The sequence below is a fragment of the Klebsiella sp. P1927 genome, from assembly GCF_018204675.1.
Classification (GTDB): Bacteria; Pseudomonadota; Gammaproteobacteria; order Enterobacterales; family Enterobacteriaceae; genus Klebsiella; species Klebsiella pneumoniae.
The window spans coordinates 276,511-299,258 of sequence record NZ_CP073378.1 but is presented as its reverse complement, the minus strand read 5'-3'; the positions used below and the strand labels follow the sequence as shown (position 1 = coordinate 299,258).

16 protein-coding genes are annotated in these 22,748 nt (G+C 46.4%); 10 read left to right on the top strand and 6 right to left on the bottom strand.

Translation table 11 applies throughout. The annotated features are described in order from the left end of the window. Positions 1-12: 12 nt before the first annotated feature. From KB892_RS28780 to mobI, 5 genes are read right to left on the bottom strand one after another with little or no spacing between them, the layout of a single operon-like run. On the bottom strand, positions 13-1,110 hold the full coding sequence (locus KB892_RS28780; RefSeq protein WP_004181912.1) for a hypothetical protein: 1,098 nt from the start codon (positions 1,108-1,110) through the stop codon (positions 13-15). 2 nt (positions 1,111-1,112) lie between these two features. After that, complete coding sequence (gene traD / locus KB892_RS28775) at positions 1,113-3,239, bottom strand: conjugative transfer system coupling protein TraD (protein ID WP_032438003.1); 2,127 nt, start codon at positions 3,237-3,239, stop codon at positions 1,113-1,115. Further along, positions 3,229-6,177, bottom strand: coding sequence for a MobH family relaxase (mobH, locus tag KB892_RS28770; protein ID WP_032438004.1), 2,949 nt, complete (start codon positions 6,175-6,177; stop codon positions 3,229-3,231). The genes traD and mobH overlap by 11 nt, the downstream gene beginning before the upstream one ends. Before the next feature lie 13 nt (positions 6,178-6,190). After that, a complete protein-coding gene (locus KB892_RS28765) occupies positions 6,191-6,979 on the bottom strand; it encodes a hypothetical protein (protein WP_004196318.1) in 789 nt (262 codons plus the stop codon). Beyond that, positions 6,979-7,443, bottom strand: coding sequence for a conjugative transfer protein MobI(A/C) (gene mobI, locus KB892_RS28760; protein WP_004026319.1), 465 nt, complete (start codon positions 7,441-7,443; stop codon positions 6,979-6,981). The genes KB892_RS28765 and mobI overlap by 1 nt, the downstream gene beginning before the upstream one ends. A 597-nt stretch (positions 7,444-8,040) precedes the next feature. Between mobI and KB892_RS28755 the strand changes: the two genes are divergently transcribed. From KB892_RS28755 to KB892_RS28730, 6 genes are all read left to right on the top strand, one after another. Then, on the top strand, positions 8,041-8,796 hold the full coding sequence (locus KB892_RS28755) for a hypothetical protein (protein ID WP_004196341.1): 756 nt from the start codon (positions 8,041-8,043) through the stop codon (positions 8,794-8,796). Between the two features lie 192 nt (positions 8,797-8,988). Beyond that, positions 8,989-9,513, top strand: coding sequence for a hypothetical protein (locus KB892_RS28750; protein WP_032438005.1), 525 nt, complete (start codon positions 8,989-8,991; stop codon positions 9,511-9,513). Positions 9,514-9,529: 16 nt separating this feature from the next. Beyond that, positions 9,530-10,072: a hypothetical protein gene (locus KB892_RS28745; RefSeq protein WP_004196331.1), complete on the top strand. Its 543-nt coding sequence runs from the start codon at positions 9,530-9,532 to the stop codon at positions 10,070-10,072. A 365-nt stretch (positions 10,073-10,437) separates the two neighbouring features. Continuing rightward, positions 10,438-11,475, top strand: coding sequence for a conjugal transfer protein TraF (traF, locus tag KB892_RS28740; protein ID WP_004196361.1), 1,038 nt, complete (start codon positions 10,438-10,440; stop codon positions 11,473-11,475). Beyond that, a complete protein-coding gene (locus KB892_RS28735) occupies positions 11,465-12,874 on the top strand; it encodes a conjugal transfer protein TraH (RefSeq protein ID WP_004026310.1) in 1,410 nt (469 codons plus the stop codon). Before traF ends, KB892_RS28735 begins: the two co-directional genes overlap by 11 nt. A 1-nt stretch (position 12,875) precedes the next feature. Further along, positions 12,876-16,844, top strand: a complete 3,969-nt coding sequence (locus KB892_RS28730) for a conjugal transfer protein TraG N-terminal domain-containing protein (protein WP_004196345.1) — start codon at positions 12,876-12,878, stop codon at positions 16,842-16,844. A gap of 50 nt (positions 16,845-16,894) precedes the next feature. Here the strand turns inward: KB892_RS28730 and KB892_RS28725 are convergent, their stop codons facing one another. Then, a complete protein-coding gene (locus tag KB892_RS28725; RefSeq protein WP_004181922.1) occupies positions 16,895-17,200 on the bottom strand; it encodes a hypothetical protein in 306 nt (101 codons plus the stop codon). Between the two features lie 888 nt (positions 17,201-18,088). On the opposite strand from KB892_RS28725, the gene KB892_RS28720 reads away from it, so the two are divergent. The 4 genes from KB892_RS28720 (at position 18,089) to KB892_RS28705 (ending at position 22,614) form a co-directional block, all read left to right on the top strand. Further along, on the top strand, positions 18,089-18,445 hold the full coding sequence (locus KB892_RS28720; RefSeq protein WP_004196338.1) for a hypothetical protein: 357 nt from the start codon (positions 18,089-18,091) through the stop codon (positions 18,443-18,445). Positions 18,446-18,467: 22 nt separating this feature from the next. Then, entirely contained in the window at positions 18,468-20,045 is a 1,578-nt protein-coding gene (locus tag KB892_RS28715) for an AAA domain-containing protein (RefSeq protein ID WP_224146627.1), read from the top strand. Positions 20,046-20,101: 56 nt separating this feature from the next. Further along, positions 20,102-21,270, top strand: a protein-coding gene (locus tag KB892_RS28710; protein ID WP_085929673.1) for an IS3-like element ISEc52 family transposase whose coding sequence is annotated in 2 segments (ribosomal slippage) — positions 20,102-20,351 and positions 20,351-21,270 — 1,170 coding nt in all. Because the reading frame shifts where the segments join, the coding sequence is not laid out codon by codon here. A 60-nt stretch (positions 21,271-21,330) separates the two neighbouring features. After that, a complete protein-coding gene (locus KB892_RS28705) occupies positions 21,331-22,614 on the top strand; it encodes a DEAD/DEAH box helicase (protein ID WP_223819051.1) in 1,284 nt (427 codons plus the stop codon). Positions 22,615-22,748: the final 134 nt, after the last annotated feature.

Below are 22,748 nucleotides of genomic sequence, written 5' to 3'. Positions count from 1 at the left end.
TTTACACCTCTGTCAGTCAGTTTTATTAGTGAACAGCTCTGCCCAAAGGGCTGCCAGGCGAATGTTGCTTTCTCTGTTGAGGTAATGATTTTTCCAGCCGTGAAGAATTCCCGAACACGCCAGGTCATCCGACGCGATTAACCGGGAGATGAGAGAAAAAGTTACTTTTCTGCGAACATCTTCATTTTTCCAGCGCACCTGTCCCGGGGTTGGCGTGTATACCATATCTTCTTCAACCGGCCGCAAGCGCGAGAACTGACTAAAGGGCTCTGCCCATGGCGTCCAGAGTGCGATAAGGGTATCGTCGTTGAAGCGAACGGGAAGAGTCAGCACTGAGGCGGAAAATTCATCAAGGAACGACTGAATAATGCTGCTTTTACGGTACATCGCGGGCTGGTGGCGGTTACCCAGAATGGAAAGATCTATAACACGGTTGAAAAGAGACGTGTATTCATCCTGTGGATCGCTCAGGTTGCCACTCCAGAAAAGTAACTTTTCTTTCAAACCGGATATCAAAGCATCCTCTTCGAAAATCCCCAGATCGTGCTGGTGGATGTCTGGCACCTTACCGTGTCGCTTGCGCCGCATAACCTGGTATTCAACCTGTTCAGGCATCTCAAGGAAAACGGGGAGGAAGCCTGCAATATCAATAAACTCAGGCAGCAGGTACCAGCCAAGACGCTCGGCATTGAGCTGGATAAAAGCCATGCGTTCCTGATTTTTATCAATCTGCACTTCAACCGTGTGGCTCTTCGCCATGCAGTTACTCAGCTGCTCCTTGAGCCACTCGGTAAAAGGGCCCTGGGATACAGACCAGTTGCAGGTGACCTCAGTATCATCGTGCGTAACGATAGTCACCGCATAACGGATAATAAAAAACTCCGCCAGCGTGCGGGCCAGCACGTCGAGACTATCAACCGTGTATTGGGCGTAGACCTTACAAATGTCACCAGTAAGCTTCTTCGCATAACGTGACAGTAGTTCCGGCAGGCCTTCGTCATCAACATCTATGCCATACAGTTTCAGTGTCTTGGTTGCACGTGAAATGTATTTGGGCTGGGAGGAATTCATACCGAATAACGATTCCCTTGATACCTGTTTGCATTCCATAGTTAGCCCACCTTCTGTGATTTGCTAAGTATTTCTTCCACATTGAGATTGCGTCTCATTTTTAGTTTGTAGGGCGAAGTCGTTACCATATCAAAGACGGTTGTTGACCTACGCATTGATTTGCCCGGCACGGTTATAGGCATCTGGCCCACAATTTTACGCCCGTCCTGTAAGCAGGCGATGAAGTGAAGGGTTGGGATCATCGACAGTAATTCCTGTGGTATAGCATTTACCATCGTTGTCGATTTTCGCTCGGAAATGGAACCATTGAAATCTGTATGTGACTGTTTTGTACCAGCACTGGTGGTGTAAGTGACCTGGTTCATTGAGACATTAGTCTGGCCGACTTTGGTCAGAACAAGCTCCTGAGTCTTCGCGTCAGTAACACGTGTGGAAATGTAGTTGTTGCAAAGGCCCGTTAAACGGTCAGCAGTATCGGCGCTGGTGGCCGATACAAAATCAGAAATGGTCTGCGTAGAGATGAACAATGCGATCTTGGCCGCGCGTCCCTGGGCGAGAAGGTTAATCAGTTGCATATTAACTGCCTGATGAGCCTCATCAATGAATATGGAAACCCTGGGCACAGTGGACAAATCAGATGCTGTGTTATAGCGACTACCCGCCTCAGCGGCAATATCAGAAGTAATCAGCTGGGAGAGGTCCCGTGCTGTTGCCGGATCAGACAGGCCGTCCAGCGAAATGTAAAGCACGCCACCGCTGTTAAAGAGTCCATGGCTGTTAACGATGTTACGCTCAGGGTTCTCGACATCGTTCGCCGAAAGCAATATATCCATAGGGGTCTGGGACAATCGCTTGAGCATAGGCATCAGGCTGGCAGTGATTTTGTAATAGTGCGATTCATCGCCGGAGATGTATTTAAAACATTCCAGAACCGTATCCATGCCATGCATGTTTTTGGGAGAATTGTCTTCAAAGTAGTTGCAGTGGAAATATTCTTTCAGCTTTTCGATTTCGTCTGCAAAAGTAAGATTTGGAGATACCTGAACAGTTAAATGCCAGTCAGCCCCGAGATGGTAAGTATAAAAACCCCTGAGAGCGTTACGAGTGGTAACAAAGAGATCCTGTTTAGAGCGTATGGCGTAGTAAATATTCTGGATAGTCGGTTTTGTACCACCCAGTTTCAGGGCACCTATCGCCGTTGTGACAAGCCCCTCTGCAATACGCACGAACGGATCTTCACCTCCTTCAGTACCTGAAATAATGCTCATAATACGGGCGGAAAGGTCTGTATCCTTAACATAGTTAGCGCTGACATCATAAGATACAGACGTTGAAGGATTGCCTGCGTGAAAATGCATAAAAGGCTTACCAAGACTTTCACATTCTTCCTTTAACCCTTCCTGCCACTGATAGTCGTTTTTAGGGTCAACAACGAGAACGATGTGTCCAAGGTGTAGCATTGAACTGGAAAGAAGGCGCTGGAGAACCGTTTTCCCGGTACCTACGTTTCCTGTAATAAGAGTATGGCCAAAGAAATTTTCTTCATTGACGAATATCGGGATTTTTTTATCAACGCCGAAAATCGCATAATTCCCGCCCAGGTCGAAGGCAAGTTTTCGATAGTGACGGGTAACGGGATTCAATATAAACGGTAACTGCACCTCATGCATATCACTGGAAAGGTTGTGCACCTGGTAGGTACGTTCAGAGTGCTCCGGTCCCCATTTGAAACCATTGCACAGAAACGTTGTACGCTGGGGGATCACAATCTTTTCTTTCTTACGAAGGAGCTTGTAAACACTTTTCTTCGATGGTGCTCCACCAGACTCCTGCAAACTGACCAGTTTCTGATATTTACGGTCATCAGCAAAAAAATGTGCATTATTAATCATTCGAAAATCTTCTAGTGATAAAAAATCCATCGTGCGATGAAATAATCGCCAGTGAGCTATGAAGACCGGTACCCCGTGCCATACCCTCCATCCTGCCATCGCTATTAACCCCAGAGAGCAATAGAAGGGTATTTCACTGATACCGTACTTACTGGTCCATGAGTCTATCAGCACGTAAGCAGAAAAAAGTATGAGTATTAGCGCTGAACGAAATTCAAGGGCAGGGCGGTAGAGCATTTCCTGCGTATGGAGATTGTTACGGCTTCTACGTTTCATGGCTTACTTCCTGATGATTAAAAAACGAAATAAATTCTTCGTAGAAAATGTTATTGCGCAGAGCACCTTGTTGAAGGTCACTAAGGCGTATCATGTAGTGTCGAATTGGTTGGCCTATCGTGACCTTTAGCGAGGCTACAGGGAAATGAGACAGTGATAGTTTGAGTTGACCGATTTCTTCCTGATTAAAACCCCAGGATCCGACATCATCTAGAATTCGAAGACGGATGCAAAGATTTATATCAGTTACCAAAACCACCCGTAGCAATACTCTTACATGAGCAGAATTGTTATTGTTCCTGACACGATTTAAGAGAGTAATAATCGTGTCGATATCGGATGAAAGCGTATCACTATTACTGGTTTCAACTTGCTGCTGATCTGGTGAAGTACTGGATTTTAACTGCTCAAGGCTGTGTGCAATGACGACAGCCGGATCAGTGATAATTTGACTCTGACGGGCAAACAGCGCTTCAAAATCGCTGTTAATGTCAACGACCCCCTCAACAGAATCTTCCTCTTGCACTTCGTCTTCCGTTAGCTCGAAATCATGCTCCATCTCTGCCGGAGGGAGTTCGTGAACAGAGGTACTATTATCCGGCGTACGATCTGAAAGTGACTTTTTGTCCTGTGCTACATCAACATCAGCGCTCTCGCAGGTTTGATTTATCGGGCCTGTCTCACTGTTAATACAGTCATCACCGTATGAATATGAAGCGTAATCCACCCAGAATTGTTCAACATCATCTTCCTGCGCATCGGGATATTCCGTTGATGGTATGTCAGTCGGTTCATGTTCAGTTCGATTCAGTTCAGGTGCCTGCTCTTCATAACGTTCCGGAGGGAGTGGCTCAGGATTCACCTTAGCCAGTTGCGGCGGAAAAGTGAAAGACACCCCTTCATCATCAGTCTTAACCCCACCAAATAAATCTGCAGAAAGCAAAGGCAGCATCTCAACCTCTCTAATATCAGGTTGATGACGTAACTGGACAAGCGATACTTCGTCATTTAACTGAACATATCGTTTCCCGTCATTGCACGGAATACTGAATTCTTCATCGAGACTTCCTGACCGTAAAGAAAGAACAAAAAGACCGGTCTCCATTAAGCGCGGCTCTTCAAGCGGAGCTATGGAACGTATATTAGTTTCTGATACATACAGAACCCCATCGATTAAAGCCAGTTCATTAGCATTAATGGCATTATTTTTGAACTGATGCAGGAGTCTGGAAATGTACTCATCAGAACTCACTTCACCTTTTTTTCGGCGGGTTTTAACAGATTTTTTAGAATCACGTGCTTCTGTCTCAGGTTCAGCTGCATCTGTTGTAAGGGATGTTTTGTTAGTGTTTTCCTGAGCCTGCTGATTCTCACCGGAAGTCGCCTCTTCATTTTCAGAATCAGCAGTATTATCAGTATCTGAAACTGTACTGTTATTTTCCGCTGCGCGTTGTGTGTCAGCCGTAGAGACTGAAGCGTTATCAGTGGTTTGAGTTATTCCAAGACGGATTGATTTAGTACCATGCGAAAGAGGGCGTACATAAAGCGTGTCATTCCCCTTGCGGTCGACAAAAACATAGTCATTAGTCTCATTAATACTGAAAATACCAGGCGTACTTTCGGGCAGAATATCGTATTTGAACAGAAAACCAACCCATTTTATTTTTAAGAGAGAGAACCAGCTCAGGCCTTTGATACCCTCATCAAACATTCGTTGTATGTCATTTTCCGTAAAGTCACCGCGATGGAAAAAGTGAGCAACCCGTTGTTCACCGTATGGCTCTATATAGCCCCCACTTAAAAGAAGGTCGGTTAATGCTTTGCGGCCAAGATCGCCATCCGGGAAGTTAATCCCAAGATGTTTAAACTGATTCAGGATGAAATCAAGGGCCGCATGTTCGTTGATGTAAACAGAGCCACCGATAATCATAATATGTACCGGAGGCGGTGAGTTTCTGTCATGTCTTACTGACGATGAGTCGAAACCATTGATATTAAGAGTACTGATGTTGTCTTTCAGAATCGCGATGGCACGTGCAGCAGTATCAGAGGCCCGAATACCGGATTGTTTATCATACCGGTAGCTGGTATCGGTGCCGGTGGAATGCCAGTCGGCCGTTCTCATGCAACGAGAAATAAAATCATCACTGGTTGTATAATTACCCAATGCCGACAGCATTTTATCGTACAACCGTTCTTTGACTACGTCGCTCAAATAATTAAGGCACGTATCGTTTAAGCAGCGTTCCAGGAATACAGGTGCCCGCACGGAATGCTCGTTAGCCTGCCTTTTGCGCCAGATAACTTCATAGGAAAAAATACGGTTTGACTTTGCCCAGTCCATCAGGCTGGACGAGAGCGGACGCCATGTGCTTTTAACACCAGGGGTGGACGAAATAACGTCGACATCAAATATTTTGCCTGCGTCATGAAAAAGACCGCAAATAAAGGCCGCATATAGATAACGTCGTTTACGGGTCTGTTCTTCATCCTGCAGACCAATGGGGAGTAATTCCGTACTGTACGCGAATTTTAAAGCAAGAAAAGCCGTTTCTAAACTGTGCGTTAACAGACCCCCTGTACCGGCGTGGTGATGGTTTTCAGACGCAGGTAAAAGATGTATCCAACGTGTATATTCATACAATGGTTTAATGACCAGATTAGTGAAGGTATATGCCTCCTCACTCAGGTCTGAATTTGGCAAACCGATATACATATTAATTTCCTGTAACCGGTTAGCATGTACAGATAGAATCTCACGCTCTGAAAAGAGTGTTATACCCGCAGGCTTGCTTGGATAATCAAGATAGCTTTGCACATCCTTGTTAGGCGTGTGCGGGATATCGTACTCATCATCTGTATCAAAAATAATATCGTGGTCAGGCCCTCCGAAGAGGGCGACCCTAATTTTTAAAAAAAGCCTGGATATAATACTCATATCAACCTGTGAGTTATTGTACCGAAACAGGAGTGGCAGAAGGCTGTGTTTTGTCAGATGGTTTACCGGAGCCAGCTGCTTCTTCTGGTTTTAATGTCGGCTCACTGCCAGCATCAGCAGAACTGTTACTGTGGCCGGACTGAACAGGTGCTTTAGTTTCGAGACTGGCAATATAAAGTTCCACCGATTTAAACCGCTTAATGCTCTGGATGAATGGCAATGCGTCGTATTTTCCATTCACGCGGTTTTCAGCGTTCAGTATTTTAGTGATGTTGTCCATCGCAACCCGCAGTGAGCTCAGGAGTTGCAGGATAATTCGGTCATGAACCTGTTGTGATATCTGACCGTATAACCACAACTGATGTGCCTGACGTGTCAGGACGTTGATGGTCTGGATAATATCCAGCAATTTATAGGTCATTGGGTGGTTCCAGCGAATTTCAAATTCACCATAGTCAAACCCTTCGAATGATGAATCATCCAGAGGCAGTCTGGCGACATTTTTGTCAATCTGCTCTTTGAAGGTATTTACATTACCCGACAGTTCATCGTAAACACCGGAGAGCCATTTCTGAACTTTAGTGCTTGTCGCCTGGTCACCTTCTACAAGCCGGAAAATATTATAAATTGCATTGGAAATGGCGTTAAACTGGCGCAGGCAGGCTCTGTTTTTTTCATGAAAGTGCGTATAGAACTCACTTGAAAGTGGCTTTAATTTTGAAATGACCATCCCTAACGGGCGGTTATTGCCAGCGTTACGTTGATTGCGCGGTTCAGTTTTTGGGGATGCGTTGTCAGCCATTATATTAACCTCTTCAGTTTTTCCAGTCTTTTGATGTCGGCCAGTTTTCGTTGATGGTATTCCGCGAGTAGTTCACGGATCGGTTTAATTTTGTTTTCTGTTTCCAGGATCATCTCCAGTTCCCAGTCCAGGGCATTTTTAAAACAACTAACGCTGTATCCTCCGAGTTTTGGTTTAACAACCACGCCATGATGTTCAATTTTGTTTTTGAACCTGGGCGAAAAATCTTTCCATACAATTGTCAGCTTTTGCGATGAGCCGACCTTTTTAAACACCGGTGCGAATCGACCGGGCATGAATTTCCCCCCGTTTGCATACGTGGTCTGGGATATCAGTTGGTTTCGTGCCTTCCAGGTCTCCCAGTATTCATCCAGAATTTTTGTCGCTTCTGATTTCAGTAACTCGATATAGCGAACCGAGTTTTCGATAACGATTTCCTGATGTGCCGTAATTATCGGGTTCATATCAACTCCTCCATTCTCACAGACTACAGGAATCCCAAAAGATTTTTCTGAACTAACAAGGGTGTTTGCATTTTTTTTTAAAATTTTTTTTGTGCACATGTCGTCGGCAAAAAAGTAACTTTCTTGTGAGCATGACCAGCAACCTCTGCCTGAGGCCCAACAAAGTGTGCGTTCCACCTCCCGTAAAACCACTCCTTGCAACCGTGGAGATGGAAAAGTAACTTTTTTGCGAACCAGTAATAGTTACCCTTATACATAAGTAACTTTTTGCATAATAGTTACAAATGATGGAGCATGAAAATCTGTTGTCCATTGGTCACTATTCCGGGAAAAGTTACAAATGAAGATTTTTCCCCATTGGTACCTTTTTTCAAAAAAGATACCAATGAAAGATGTCGCTTATCGACGGTTTTTTCAAAAAAGTGCCTAATGATATTGGTGAAAATTCGGATGTTCTTGCACAAGGAACTAAAACGAAGATAGGGCTTTATACTATTTGTGATTAACCCTTTTCTACACTCCCTCGGATTGCTATGATATAATAAAACCTCTTTCAGTAACCTAAGTAGCGCGATTTAAAAGTATCCTGGAGAGCGTATGGACGTACAACCCAACGTACAGACTGACACGGTCATTAAGGCGTTTCTGCGCTCGGAGTTGCAGTTGATACGTAGTCAGAAAAAACTACTCAGTGTGTTGCCTCGTGATCTCGCGTCGGACTACCGCTATATACCGGACAACCTGCTGGAGCGTTTTTTCCATCCCGCCACTGATGCGCGTCTAAATAGAATTGCCCTGTCAGAAGCCAGGCCAGGTAGCCTGCTAGTTCCCCGTGTCAACGGGAAACCTGTTTTATGGGGTGAGTTAATAAAATTAATTCTGGATGACTCTCAGTTACTGAAGTTTGAAACGTACGGCAGACCTTTTGACAGTACCGAGATGAAACCAAATGAGCCATGCGAATTATTGAGCGGGAAGCAGTATGTTTATAAACCCATCGACCTTGAGTTATTCAGGAAAAATATCGTCTCTATACAGATGAATTTCCTGGTCAATCTATGGAATCTGGCCAGATTTAAACCGGCTTATGTCAGGGCTTATTTGGCCCTGTCTAATGACGCTTTTCAGATGCTCCTCGATACAGAGATGTCCGCCTTTGTGGAGGTGACAAATGTGGTTCTTTTCCCCCGGTTTATAACCTATGATACCGGACGACGTGATCACAAAGTATATGCATGGGGTTACGAGATTATGGCTGATGTTCTGGAGGGTTTCATTCCAAGGGAAAATATGGAAAACTTACGGGTAGAATTTGCTCTTAAAGATTCATATGAGAAGCTAAAGTTATTTTAGCGGTTTCTGGATGCTATATGAGTTAACTGGCTTCACTCATTGATATGGTAACCTGATTACGGTTCATTCATGTTGGTGAATAACAGGATCCGAGCGTGCTTCGCTGAAAAGTAACTTTTCTGAAAACATGAAGTGGTTTTTCCTGCCGGTCGACAGAACCGGACCAGGTACACGTTAAGGAGAATGCGGATAATGGGCTTTAAAAAGAGCGAGGTAAGCCAGCTAAATAGTCTGGCAAGTGCCATAAAGTTAATAGAATTTGATGCCAATAAATATACCATAACACATTTGTATGGTCGTAAAGTTGCCGACAGCCTGGAGTACCCCAAAGGGATAAATACAAGAAAAGGGGTAGGTAAATGGCTCGGTGAAAAATCCGCCATGTTGCTGTCAAATGTCGTTGTAAACAATGCTATTCATATTTTCGGATATGACCCTCAAAATCCTACAGAATCAACCAGAGAAATGGATTTTAATGCACTTGTTGATTTGTTAATTAACACGGGCTATACGCCGGAATACTACCCGCTCAAGGTCAACAGGATTGTCGAAGTTCTCAACGGGATGTCGGAAGCTGACTATAAAGACTATTGCCTGGTATGTAAAAAGCCCTTCATACATGCGCCGGACAGGTATGATTCCTGCCCGACATGTAGCGCAAAAAAATGCAAAGTTGCTATTATGCGTTATTCTCAGTCCTTAGTTCCCTTTGAATAAAAGTAATTAAGATTACATGGAAAATCAGCTTTTACACACGGCAAGCACCATCTGCCATATCGCGTTTGCATCGACGGGAATAACGACACCGTCAGATGAGCAGGGGTTTTTTGATCTTTCCGACAGCATCCATAATCGCCTGCGTGCGATTTCTCCTGACCTTCATGTCCGTTGTGCCTCTTATTTATTCCTGCCTGTCATTCATACAGAGTTAAAAACTGGCGACCTTAAAAACCATTTTCCTGCTTATATCCTGCAACTTGTTCAGGAACTTGCACCGTTAAAAAGGACTACCTGTCCATCCGGAAAAATCAGGTTTGATAAAGAGCTGGAAGCCATGTTTTCAGCCAGTCCAGATGCTGTCAGCATTCGTCTGGCCGAATATCTTTCGGGCCCATCCCGTTTTCTCCGGATGATAAAAAACCCTGACCGTAAGGCGAGAGTTGAGAAAATACTCACTGCCAGAAAATGTAATCTTTCGCATCAGCTGTCACTCCTGATGCAGGCAGAAGAAACCGTGTCCAGATTTAAATCGCCGGGTATTACCAGGCGTACCTGAACGGGGTCATGTTATATCTTCCTCATTATCTTTTACTTTCTGGCGTTGACCTTTTTAACCAACTGAAGGTCAATGTGTTCGTGGATCAGGAATCTATCCTCCCGTTTATTGTTTAACATTCCGTAAATTCACAGGCTTAAACATTCAGCGTATAACTGAGGTGGTTTTACTGAATAGTCATGTTACAGGTAAACCCGTTACCTGGAGTTACTCATTTCTGGCTTTCCCGATGATTCATGATCCGGCGACATTGCATCCCAACACCCCTCAAGAAAAATTTCAGATTTCGTACAGAACATCTTCCTTATAGAAGAAAACGGATTTTTTTTTATGGGATGATAATGCTAACCATCGAGGGGTAGCATATGCAGAACACCAAAACTTTTATCCTGAAAGCAGCCATTAGTTCGTTGCTGGTGCTTTCCACTATGAGCCTGGCGGATACGCAGAAAGTTGAGAACACACCTTTTGTTTCGGGACAATCCCTGAAAAAAGGTTTCTTCTGGTATAACGATAAAGAACCGGTAAAAGATGAAGAAGACCAACCGCAACAGCCATTAACGGGGTCGCCGTCTCAGGACAAAAAAGAAGAGCTTAAGCTCGATTCACGCTGGCTAAAAGAAAACCTGCTGAATCTTCGTTATGCGGCAATGGATAACCCGACCAACGAAAACCTGTCCCGCTATTATACTGCGCAACGTTTAATGCTGGATATTGCCACCCGTTTCTCTGACCGGACCCGCGACTATTTCCTTAATAACCCGATGATGTCAGAAAAACGACGACAGCCAACCGAAACTGTCGCGTTAAATGCACACCGTGCAGGACTTGAGGAAAATCAGCAAAAAGCACTTACCTCCATCTTTCAGAAAGGTGGATTGTTTTTCTTTTTCCAGAGTACCTGTGCGTACTGTCACGAGCAAAGCCAGATACTGAATTTCATGCAGAACTATTATCACATTGACATTATGCCGGTGAGTATAGACGGGCGACCTCTTCACAATGGTTTATTTCCCCGTTATGGACGGGCAACAATGGAGATGATTAAGCAATACGCCATCACAGAAGTTCCCACTATTTATCTCATGTCCAATGATGGTTCTCAGGCTACACGAGTCAGTACCGGTCTGGTTTCCGCTGACGAACTGAAAAATACGATTATTCTTGCGGCCAGAGGTATGAACCTTCTCGACGAAGCGACATTCCAGAACACGCTCGATATTAAGAAACAATATGCCATTGGCGACAGAGATGTCCTGACCGTGAACAAAGAGCGCTATGAACAGGATCCTTATCTGCTTCAGCACATAATGGATGAAAAACTTAGCGGGTACGACATGCCAACAACCGATCGGGTTAATACCGGTATTTCAGAAAGTGAAGGGGGCTTAAGTGGCTACTGATTTTCCAAAAGTAACTTTCATGAAAAAGTTACTTTTATCGGCCATGTTCTTTGGTGTGTTCTCCATGCAGCAGGTCCATGCTGCCAACGTCATGGAGGGCATATTTAAAGGCATGGTGGCTTCAACAGATCCCGCTTCCGTAAGAACGGCATCACGTGTCGGAGCTGTTGGGGGGAGTTTCTCATACCGCCAGCCTCAGGTGAATACCAACCTCGTCAATGTCAGTTTCCCGAAAGCCAGCGTCGGGTGTAACGGCATCGATATTTTCCTCGGCAGTTTCAGCATGATCAATGGTGATCAGCTTGTGCAGATTGGACGCGGTATTGCGCAGGGGTCAGCGGTATATGCTTTTAACACGGCAGTATCGGCAATCTGTGCCGACTGCGCAGCAATCATTGCCAACATTCAGGACAAGCTCGCAGCACTGAACAAATTTGCCAAAGACAGCTGTAACGCAACCTATGAGTTTTTGCAAAACGGGCTGGGTACACCTCAGGAGTTTACTGAGAAAATAGGGCTCGGCGGTGGCGCTGTTGACTCCATGGTATCAGGTATATTCCCGGATTTTGGTAGCACCATGAGTCAGCCTGCCAGTGAAGTCAACAAAAAGAACTATGCAAAAGATCCTGATGCCTTTAAAGAGAAATATGCAGGGAATATTGTTTACCAAGGATTCATGAGCATTGATAACGGCAATATGAATGTGGGGGGCGTGACTGAATTAACAGGTTACAAACTTGCAGAACAAATAATGTCGCTTACAGGAACACTTATCGTCAGCTGGGATAGTAATGGAGAAAATTCAGCGATAACACCGATCCCACCTACGATGAAAGCCGCTGATTTCATAAAGGGGACAGGATCCGGCAACGTTAAATTAAATGTTTGTAACCCAACACCTGATTTACGTAGTAACAGAAAAGCACAGTGTCTTGAAATGCGTCAGGACTCTATACAATTTAAAGGTCTTTCTGAAACCATTATTGAAACATTACTCGAAATTCAGCGGGCTGTCAGGAATGACACTGAGTTGACGCAAGACCAACGTAAACTTATCAGTATGTTAGGTGTTAATAACATCATTCCGACTCTTCAGACCTTGTCAGCTGCTGAGGGGGTTCAATACATCAATGATATCAGTACGATCGCGGCCAAAAACTTCACAATAGAGTTGCTGAGTAGTGTGCAGAATAAAATGACGAATATGACTTTGCCTTCAGAGGCAATGGCATCGTTTAAGGACCAACTAGAAAAAATAAACCAAACCTTCAGAAACCAGATCCGCAGCGCTTCAGAGGTTCAGTCCATACAGAACACTGAGGAAAAAACGGTCCTGGCTTACTGGGATATGGCATACGTTAAAAAACGGACCTATGGCGATAGCGGGAATGGTGGCTGATATGAGTAATTACACTATTTATACCATTGGTGATATCGATTTTGTTTATACGGCTTTTAACGGGATCGCGCTGATTTTTTCCTCTCATGGCTCCAATGAATGGCTCAGGTTTGCTGCATATGCAGCAGCAATTGGACTCTTCTATAAATCAATGAAATGGGTTCTTGCCCCCACAAAAAACGATGTCCCGATCTTCTCCTGGATCATGGGGCTATTGTTCTATTCCATCGCGGTCATTAAAGCTGATGTCACACTGGAATCGGTTAAAACGGGGGAAGTCAGGAACATAGACGATGTTCCGTTATTTATCGCGTCAACCGGTGAACTGACTACCGGATTACTGCACGGGCTCATTACGGACTGGCGAGCAGCGTTTGACCCGCTTACGCCGGTGGGCCAGGTCACTGACACGCTCGATGACAGCCTGACGCTGGGTCCAATGACCAAAATGGTCAAATATATGGAGTGGGGTGGGGAATCCAGTGGATTCTGTCAGGCTTTCCCGAATACGATGAGCGGGAGCGAAAAACCTGTCACCTTTGATGTATGCAGAATCATCCAGTCCATTGCACGCGATTGTATTAAAACGACCCAGGACTCAGAGGTCAATACGCCACTCAGAGGCGTGGCGTTGAATGAAATCTATGCCACAGATCTTGCGTCAGTAATGAACGTGATGGATTCAATGACGGCCAACAGCCTGAAGACGGCCAGCGTCCCCATGGTGACATCTACAGGTTTGCAGTATGCGTCGTGTACGGATGCCTGGGCGGCGGTAAAAGCTTCGTTCGCCTCGCCACAGGGCGTATCTATCATGAAACATATAGGGCAGATGAATCAGTTTATTGAACCGGCTAAAGAAGAAACCGGACAAAAAAGTGACTTTCTGCAAGGTGTGGCGTCTTCGCTTTTTGGAAGCGCTGGTCAGGCTCACGATATCACCACAGGGGCTTTTGTCCTCAACCAAATAGATAAAGGTGTGCTGCAGTATCGCAAGTCGTTGGGTATCGCCGCAGATTACCAACTCTTCGAAGCGAGCATGAAACGTACCAACGCCATGGTCAGTCAGGGGCAACTCTGGCTGAACATCTCAGGCGCTGCAATCAGTTTTCTCGAGATGTTCAGTTATATGGTTGCGCCCTTTGCTCTGATTGCGATCCTCTTCCTGGGAGGTGAAGGCATAACTTCAGCTGCAAAATACCTTCAACTGATAGTCTTCGTTAACATGTGGCCGATAACAGCGGTCATGGTCAATGCATACGTAAAAATGGTATTAAATCAGCAGTTTGACACATGGTCATCGCTGGGTGTACAGACCACTATGAACTGGGCGAATATGGGAAGTATTCAGGAGACGTACGGGAGCTACCTGTCCGTAGCTTCAGCGCTGTATTGCATGGTGCCGATGCTGACACTGTTCCTGTTGACCACCAGCATCCACCCGATGATGGGAGCGTTGAAAAATGTCACGCCGGATGCTCCTGCCAATACTGGCCATGTCACACCAGAAGTGTGGTCGGCGGGTAATGCGGGTAAACAGTCCTTTGGTGACCAGACACACACCGCAGCCACTTCAACCGGTGCCGGTATGTCATCAGGCGGGCTTCTGAATGCAGCCGTTCGTAGTTCTATGCCCTCTCTGTCACTTGGCAATAACTTGCAGGATACTGTTTCTGCAGCAGGTAGGAATGATATTGGCACGACGCGTCAGTCAACGCGAATGACGAGTCAAGGTCTAAGTGAGGCATGGTCGTCAGCTTTTCAGGGGCAGCATTCTCAAAACGCTTCCATAACGACGCAAGGCGGGCAGAAACTTGTGGAAGATATAGCAACAGGTATAAGTAATGGGATCGGTTCTAATGTTGGAATGTCAAGTGATGCAATTAAAGGGAAGGCAATGGCAGCAACCCTTCAGGCCGGTGGGGATATTGCAGCGCAGCTTGGTTTAGGTACAGGAAAATCAGCAGGTGTAGCAGGTGTTATGCCTGGAAAAATCATGGCTGCCTTGAAAGGTGCGCTTCTTGGGCAAATAAGCAGCGATTCAAAATTGTCAGATGCTGCTAAAAAAGGGATGACTGACAATATTGAGAATATGTTTAAATCAGGTAGTGCGTTTTCAAGTGACCTTTCTAAGTATGCTTCAAATGTAACACAAGATGGTTTTAGTAGCTCTGACACATATCAGAAAGCCGCTCAGAAAATGGACCAATATAGCCAGTCTATTAGTAATACCGAAACAAATGCATTCAACAAAACTGGTGGACAAGCATCTCAACTGGCTATGAGTAACAGTCTGAATATTGATGGCAATATGATCTCAGATACCATGAGAACACCGGCAACCGAGGATTCAGTAAGAGCTTGGGCGTCAGCTTCAGGTCTTAATGCAGATGCGATAGCTGGTCAGTGGAAGTCAACACGCGATATGATGAACAGGAGTAACACGCTCGGTTCTGATAAAAATGGTAATGATGCCTTTGCAAAGGTATTACTTGACCAGGCGCAAGCTAAAACTCAAATGGAATCCGGGGAAACCGTCGCCAAAAATCTGGCTGATATTAAACAGACATCTGCGATGTTCAAAAATGCAGTCAGCATGATGGGAGCCAATGAACAAATTCTTTCACCAGCAGCAGAAAAATTAGATCAATTTGTGGCTTTGGGAAGTGGTGGACAGTATGCCAACTACCAAGAGCAGGCACAAACTGCGCCCGATACATCAGGTGTCTCTTCAGCCGGAGCTATTACCGGTGGCATGGATAGTCAGCGAGGTCTGACATCTTCTAATCTAGGACAACACCAGGAAGCCGCTAGAGTTCAACCTAGCACATCAATTGGTGGCATATCTGCTCAAACACTTTCAGGTAACAATGGGCGCCAGTATGTTGAAGATGAAGCTGGAAAGGGGGCATCGCGTGTTCTTTCCTCTGGTGATAGAGACAAGCTCAATTATATTAGAGAAAATATGCCGGTAGGCTCTCCAAAAGAAACATACGAAAGTGCGAAACAAGCTGGAGACGCTGCTGATGCCACAACAGGCAAAGCGCAGTCTCTCGTTCTGGGAGATCCTAAATCAAGCGATTACAAAGCTAGTACACAACAGACTATGCAAAGTTTGCAGACAGAAGAACCCCCTAAAAGCATTGATACCTTTAGATCATCAGGTGACAGAACCAGCGATGCTGAAAGCGCGCTGGCCCAGGCTGCACTGCATGCTGCCAACGCCAATAATCAAATAGGAACCGCAAGAGAGCAGAGTTTAGCTGAGAGCAATGCCTATAGAGAAAAATACAATCAAATAACCGGAAGTAATCTCTCCGAGGCTGGAGTTGAACGCATAGTTCGACAAGCCGCTGACGGAAAAAATAATGGCTTTAGTGGTGGTCTTAAGGATGTAATTAGTGCTGAAGTTAATGGTACTGGAACAACAGGCCGACCAGTTACCGGATCTGCTGACTCATCGCTTGGTAAGGAGTTGCGTGAAAATAACGGGGCAAGCGAACATCCCATGGATAAGGCGTCCGCTGCGTTTCAAAAGACAGGAGACGCTATTCCTGGCCATGAAGTAGCTTCAGATTTAGCACAACGTGTTGCGGGTATTATCCCTGGTGGGAATGCACTGGTTCCAGACATTGGTTCGCAAAGAAACGTGCCGAATGCAATGGGTATATCGAACAATAGAGCTCCGGGCTCACTTATCAGTAATATCAGTAATAACATACAGTTAAGTCAGGCTGTTGATAGTGCTTCTGTTAACGCTGGTATAAATGATGAGAAATTTACCAGGATGTCTGATCAAAATCAGATGCTTACCGAATCAGTACAAAAAGCATTAGCTAATGATTCGCGATATGGGCCCGATGTAGCGGCAGAATATCCTAAGTTTATAGCAAGTTTACCTAGTAACATCGGTGTAAATGAAGGGACTAAAATGACTAAAGATTTTTTAGATAAGCATAGAAAGAATTAGTGATGAATGTAAAAGGGGCCGGTAATACTGGCCCCTTTATATTTGCAATCTTAATCAAATTTTGACTCAGGATATTCGTGAAGATGCTGATTCATTCTACTTGCTAGTGAAAAAGGGTCTGTTGGGTCAAAATCGTCAATAATACGCTCGTTTTGGAAAATAGTTGTAGAGTCAAGTCCTTCTGATTTTTCATTTTTTATGTGATTTTTTGACCGTAGACTCGAACTTTTCAGTTCTTCCGGATTTGAATTTGCAGATTTTCCTTTATGCTTAAACAAAATAATAAAAAAAATCACAACCGGCATAGCGGCATAAGAGAACCATACTAGGTAATCCCAATACAGAAAATTAGCCATTGTGTACCTCTTATTTCTAGTTGTTGAACACATTCTAGCCTATCGGAGCTCACCCACAAGCCCTCCATAAGGCGGGATTTTTTTACTATCTCAAAATTTACTTCTTTGAGAATACCAGTATTCAAGAGATCGAGGGTCTGTGACATCAAACTCACTATACTCGCAAGGATTACTGGAGGACTGACTTGTTTCTTCCATACCGCACTTATCACGCTAGTGGCTTGTTTTGTTTCGGGTTCCAAAGAGCGGGTATTTTCGCCCGACAGTGATGTAGCGGTAAACAAGCACTGCCAGGCAAAAGACATAGAAGAGCTCTTTGAAGTCGGCAAGTTCAAAACCAAACAGTTCGTACATCGTTGGGGCGCCCTCTATTCTTTCGCAATTGGTTACATTATAAACTATTTAACCCCACCTCCAACCCCCTATTTTCATCACACCCGAATAGAGCCTCAACTCAAAAAGGGGGCTTTACAGGGCATAGTTCATAGTGTATCCGTGTGATACACAGATGTTTCCGCTGGCCGATATGCAAAACAGTCGTTGTTTATGTGCTGCACAGGTCCGGAAAGTTACTTTTTTTCCTCGGCCATCGACACAGCACCCCGGCGGTTCTACCCAATAAATTCTGGGAATCGTGGATAGACACCGGCTCCGGGCTATCCAGCTTAAGCACTTGCACACGGGAACGACTTTTTATACCGGACGCGGAGAATAACCTATTAAAAACTCGCACTAAACATGGTTCAAGACCCGGGTACGATGCCGATATAAGTCACTTTTTTTGTACGCGGTGAAAAGTCACTTTGTTGCATGTTTGAAAATGGGGGCTTTGAGGAGGCTTTCGAATATTTATAATGAGAGACTGGTAAAGCTGCTGGTGGATCTGACATGACATTTCTCAAATCTCTGGACTCGCCGCCCTTCATCGCAACATATCGTTGGGCGGGATCATTCGATGGACGGTATATGCCACAGGCATATTCGCTTTTGCTGGAACTGAATCAAAACACTTATCTGCCGGTGGTTAAAGCCGAGTTTGATATCTGTATCATCAGCTGCGGCAAGGAGTGGTGGCGCTTCAGGCTGGTGGATGTGAAATCTAATGAACGTCAGAAAGGAATGGTAACCCGGACGGCATACCGGCTAAAACCGTCAATGGGGATCGCTGAGCAAATGGTTAACATGATCCGCGCCTGGCAGTCCGTACCGTACCTTAATCCTCCTGCATCTGACTACTTTAGGTAAAGCGTACCTCGCAGACCGCGATGTGAACGACCTGCCCGCACCAAACGACAGCCTCCCGCTGGTGGATAGCGGTTTTTACGATTTTGATAATCTGACCCTTCATCTCATGCAGTGGGTGGACAATGAGGCTTATCGATTACAGGAGGAGGGACAGAAGGCCGATACAGGATGGTTGAAGACGCTTGAGAAATTGGTCATCGCAAAACTGTATTTCCCGGAAGAAGCCATGGATACGACGATCGTCAGTGTGGTTAAGTGTTCCCTGACCAGGAAGGCGAAAGTCATCCAGGAAGACAGTGCAAAGAAAGACAATAAAAAGAAAGAAGCGGTGCCCGATGACCTCATTAACAGTTTTTTCATTCAGGAACTGCGAAAGCTCGACGCGGAGTGGAGGCAAGGAGGGGGTGGGGCCGGTTTTAAAGAATTTATCATGGCGATAACCCGGGATAACCAACAGCGCCTCGATATACGCACTGAAGAAGGCCTGGATTTTGCTTTTGAGAAACTGTTGCCCACACAGCCACCAGCTGGCTCCTGGCCTTCAAAGTACCCGCTGGCATTCAGCCAGCAGCTGGCCGTCAATGAAATCTGGACCAGAAATCACACTGAACCGGGTATTTTTGCTGTAAATGGTCCTCCGGGAACGGGGAAGACAACACTCCTGCGTGATGTGGTGGCCGCAGTCGTCACCGATCGGGCGAGTAAACTGGTTAAATTCGGAGACTCTGCATTTAAAGCCAAAGACAGCCTCAAATACGATGACAGGCTGATACCCTATTATTCGCTTCACCCGTCCCTGGCGGGGAGTGCCATCGTGATTGCATCGTCCAATAACGGAGCCGTGGAGAATATCTCACTTGAGCTCCCCGGGATGGAAGCGGTACCGGAGGATGTGTCAGATCGCAGCGATTACTTTGGCGGGCTGGCTACCGTAATACTTAACAGGCCTGCCTGGGGACTTCTGGCGGCAAGACTGGGCAATAAAAGTAACAGAGAGCAGTTCGTTAACACACTGTGGTGGGGAAATCTGCAGAAAAGTGAAAAAGGCGATGAAGCACCTCCGGAGAAGTTTTCACCCGAACGTGGGGAGGGGCTGAAATACCATCTGAATTTACTGCGACCGCCCCGGAAAGTCAGAGAGCCTGCACTGACCTGGACTGAGGCTGTCACACGTTTTGAACAGGCACAGGCGGTGGAGGAAGCCGAGCGTCAGCAACTGGTCACCAGTTCAGGGCTAACGCATAAAATTGAGTGGCTCGAAGAACAACGAAGAGTGTGGGAAGAAAGGAAGCAAACCGCAACGCTTCAGATTGAGGAATGCCGGAACGCGCTACAGACGCTCTCTGACAGACTCGCCGCTATGGAAATGACCCTGACCCTGTCCAGTGGAGATCGGGACGAACTCGATCAGCGCATCCACCAGCATGAAAAAAATAAACCCGGCCTTCTGGCTAATCTCTTTTCGCTGGGGAGGATATCGAAGGCATGGTGGGATCGTTATCAACGGCTGACAGACGAATCAGATTCTTTGCGGGCGACGTTGACTCAGCAACGGCAGGAACTGCAGCTGGCGCAATCAGAAAATGAAGTGGTTTACTGAATTTGGCCACCTGAACAGAGGTGATATGCTCACCTCAGAACAACACAGGTGTCATAATGAAAAAAAGAAATTTCAGCGCAGAGTTTAAACGCGAATCCGCTCAACTGGTCGTTGACCAGAACTACACCGTGGCAGATGCAGCCAGCGCTATGGATGTCGGCCTTTCCACAATGACGCGATGGGTGAAACAATTACGTGATGAACGGCAGGGCAAAACACCAAAAGCCTCCCCCATTACCCCGGAACAAATTGAAATCCGTGAGCTCAGGAAAAAGCTACAACGTATTGAAATGGAAAATGAAATATTAAAAAAGGCTACCGCGCTCTTGATGTCAGACTCCCTGAACAGTTCTCGATAATCGGGAAACTCAGGGCGCGTTATCCTGTGGCCACTCTCTGCCATGTGTTCGGGGTTCATCGCAGCAGCTACAAATACTGGAAAAACCGTCCTGAAAAGCCAGACGGCAGACGGGCTGTATTACGCAGTCAGGTACTTGAACTGCATGGCATCAGCCACGGCTCTGCCGGAGCAAGAAGCATCGCCACAATGGCAACCCAGAGAGGTTACCAGATGGGGCGCTGGCTTGCTGGCAGACTCATGAAAGAGCTGGGGCTGGTCAGTTGCCAGCAGCCGACTCACCGGTATAAGCGTGGCGGTCATGAGCACGTTGCTATCCCGAATCATCTTGAGCGACAGTTCGCCGTAACGGAACCAAATCAGGTGTGGTGCGGTGATGTGACCTATATCTGGACGGGTAAGCGCTGGGCGTACCTCGCCGTTGTTCTCGACCTGTTCGCAAGAAAACCAGTGGGCTGGGCCATGTCGTTCTCGCCGGACAGCAGGCTCACCATGAAAGCACTGGAAATGGCATGGGAAACCCGTGGTAAGCCCGTCGGGGTGATGTTCCACAGCGATCAAGGCAGCCATTATACGAGCAGGCAGTTCCGGCAGTTACTGTGGCGATACCGGATCAGGCAGAGTATGAGTCGGCGTGGAAACTGCTGGGATAACAGCCCAATGGAGCGCTTCTTCAGGAGTCTGAAGAACGAATGGGTGCCGGCGACGGGCTATGTAAGCTTCAGCGATGCAGCTCACGCAATAACGGACTATATCGTTGGATATTACAGCGCACTAAGACCGCACGAATATAATGGTGGGTTACCGCCAAACGAATCAGAAAACCGATACTGGAAAAACTCTAACGCGGTGGCCAGTTTTTGTTGACCACTTCAAAAACATAATGCAGACAATGAACTCAGGAGCCTTGAGCGTGAGCTCACTCAGGTGATCAGCAACGGTCAGGCGGTCTGTAAAGAGCAGGAACAGAATAATACCTTGCTGAAGCAGGCTATATCCGATCTGGGAGCCTCCTGGCCGGAGCGGACTGCAACAGATGAACGAAGGGAGTTGTCAGCACCATGGCTTCATGAGCGCTGGAGAAAGGCGAGGGAAGATGTGTTTATCGCAGCATTAGACGTTCACCGGGCGTTTATTGAAAATAATCCTGTAAAAATGGCCGCTAATATAGGGCTTGCAATGGACTGGTTAAAAGGGCGAAAACTGACCGAAAAACAGGCGGGTCTGGCTCTCGACTCCTTATCTCTGGTCGTCCCGGTTATATCAAGCACCTTTGCGTCCATGCCCCGGATGTTCAGGGATACAGGTCAGGAAGCGATAGGCTGGTTGCTGATTGATGAAGCCGGACAGGCACAACCTCAGCATGCGATTGGGGCTATCTGGAGAGCAAAACGCACGGTTCTGGTAGGTGACCCAAAACAACTGGAGCCGGTCAGCGGTATTCCGTCCACTGTAGAGGGGGCGCTGGGAAAACATTATAAGATCCCGTCCTGCTGGTGGCCCGGAAAAGTCTCAGCACAGATACTGGCAGACCAGACGATGGACGTTGGCACCTATCTACCCGACCCGGAGTCAGAACAGATTTGGGTGGGCTGTCCGTTACGGGTTCACCGGCGCTGTGATGACCCAATGTTCAGTATCAGTAACCATATTGCCTATGACGGGCTCATGGTCCACGGGAAAAAGCCGGGCCTGGTGGATTTCCCTGAAAGCGGATGGCTGGATGTGAAAGGGAGGACATGCGAGGGAAACTGGGTAGTGGAGGAAGGGGCGGCAGTGGAAAAGTTACTTTTGGCGTTGCGTCACCAGTATTCACTGACACCTGACGACGTGTTTCTGATCTCGCCATTCAAGGACTGCGCTAAGCAGCTTAACCGGATCGCAAAGAGGCTGGGATTCAGGATGGACAGAACGGGGACCGTACATAAAACACAGGGCAAGGAAGCTACTGTGGTTATCCTCGTGCTGGGAGGCAACATAAAAAGTCAGGGGGCGAAAGCCTGGGCGGCGGAAAAACCCAATCTTCTGAACGTCGCGGTAAGCAGGGCGAAACAACGCATTTATGTCATCGGCGAGCGTGCATTATGGGAGAAGCAACCTTACTTTTCCACGCTGTCCCGGGCACTGGGAAGGCTGGATGTGCCGGTGAGCAACAGCAACCCGCGTGCGATGTCATATATGGAAGAGTACTTAACCACTGAATGGCGCTGATAAGCGCCAGGTCTGCCAGCTGTCTAATGCGGTATCGACCGCAATGCCGGGTGACTATGACATGCCTGAGGGATGATAATCAGTCGGATATCTGCCTCTAATCTATTCCTGATATTCCCTGCCGGACCATCAGC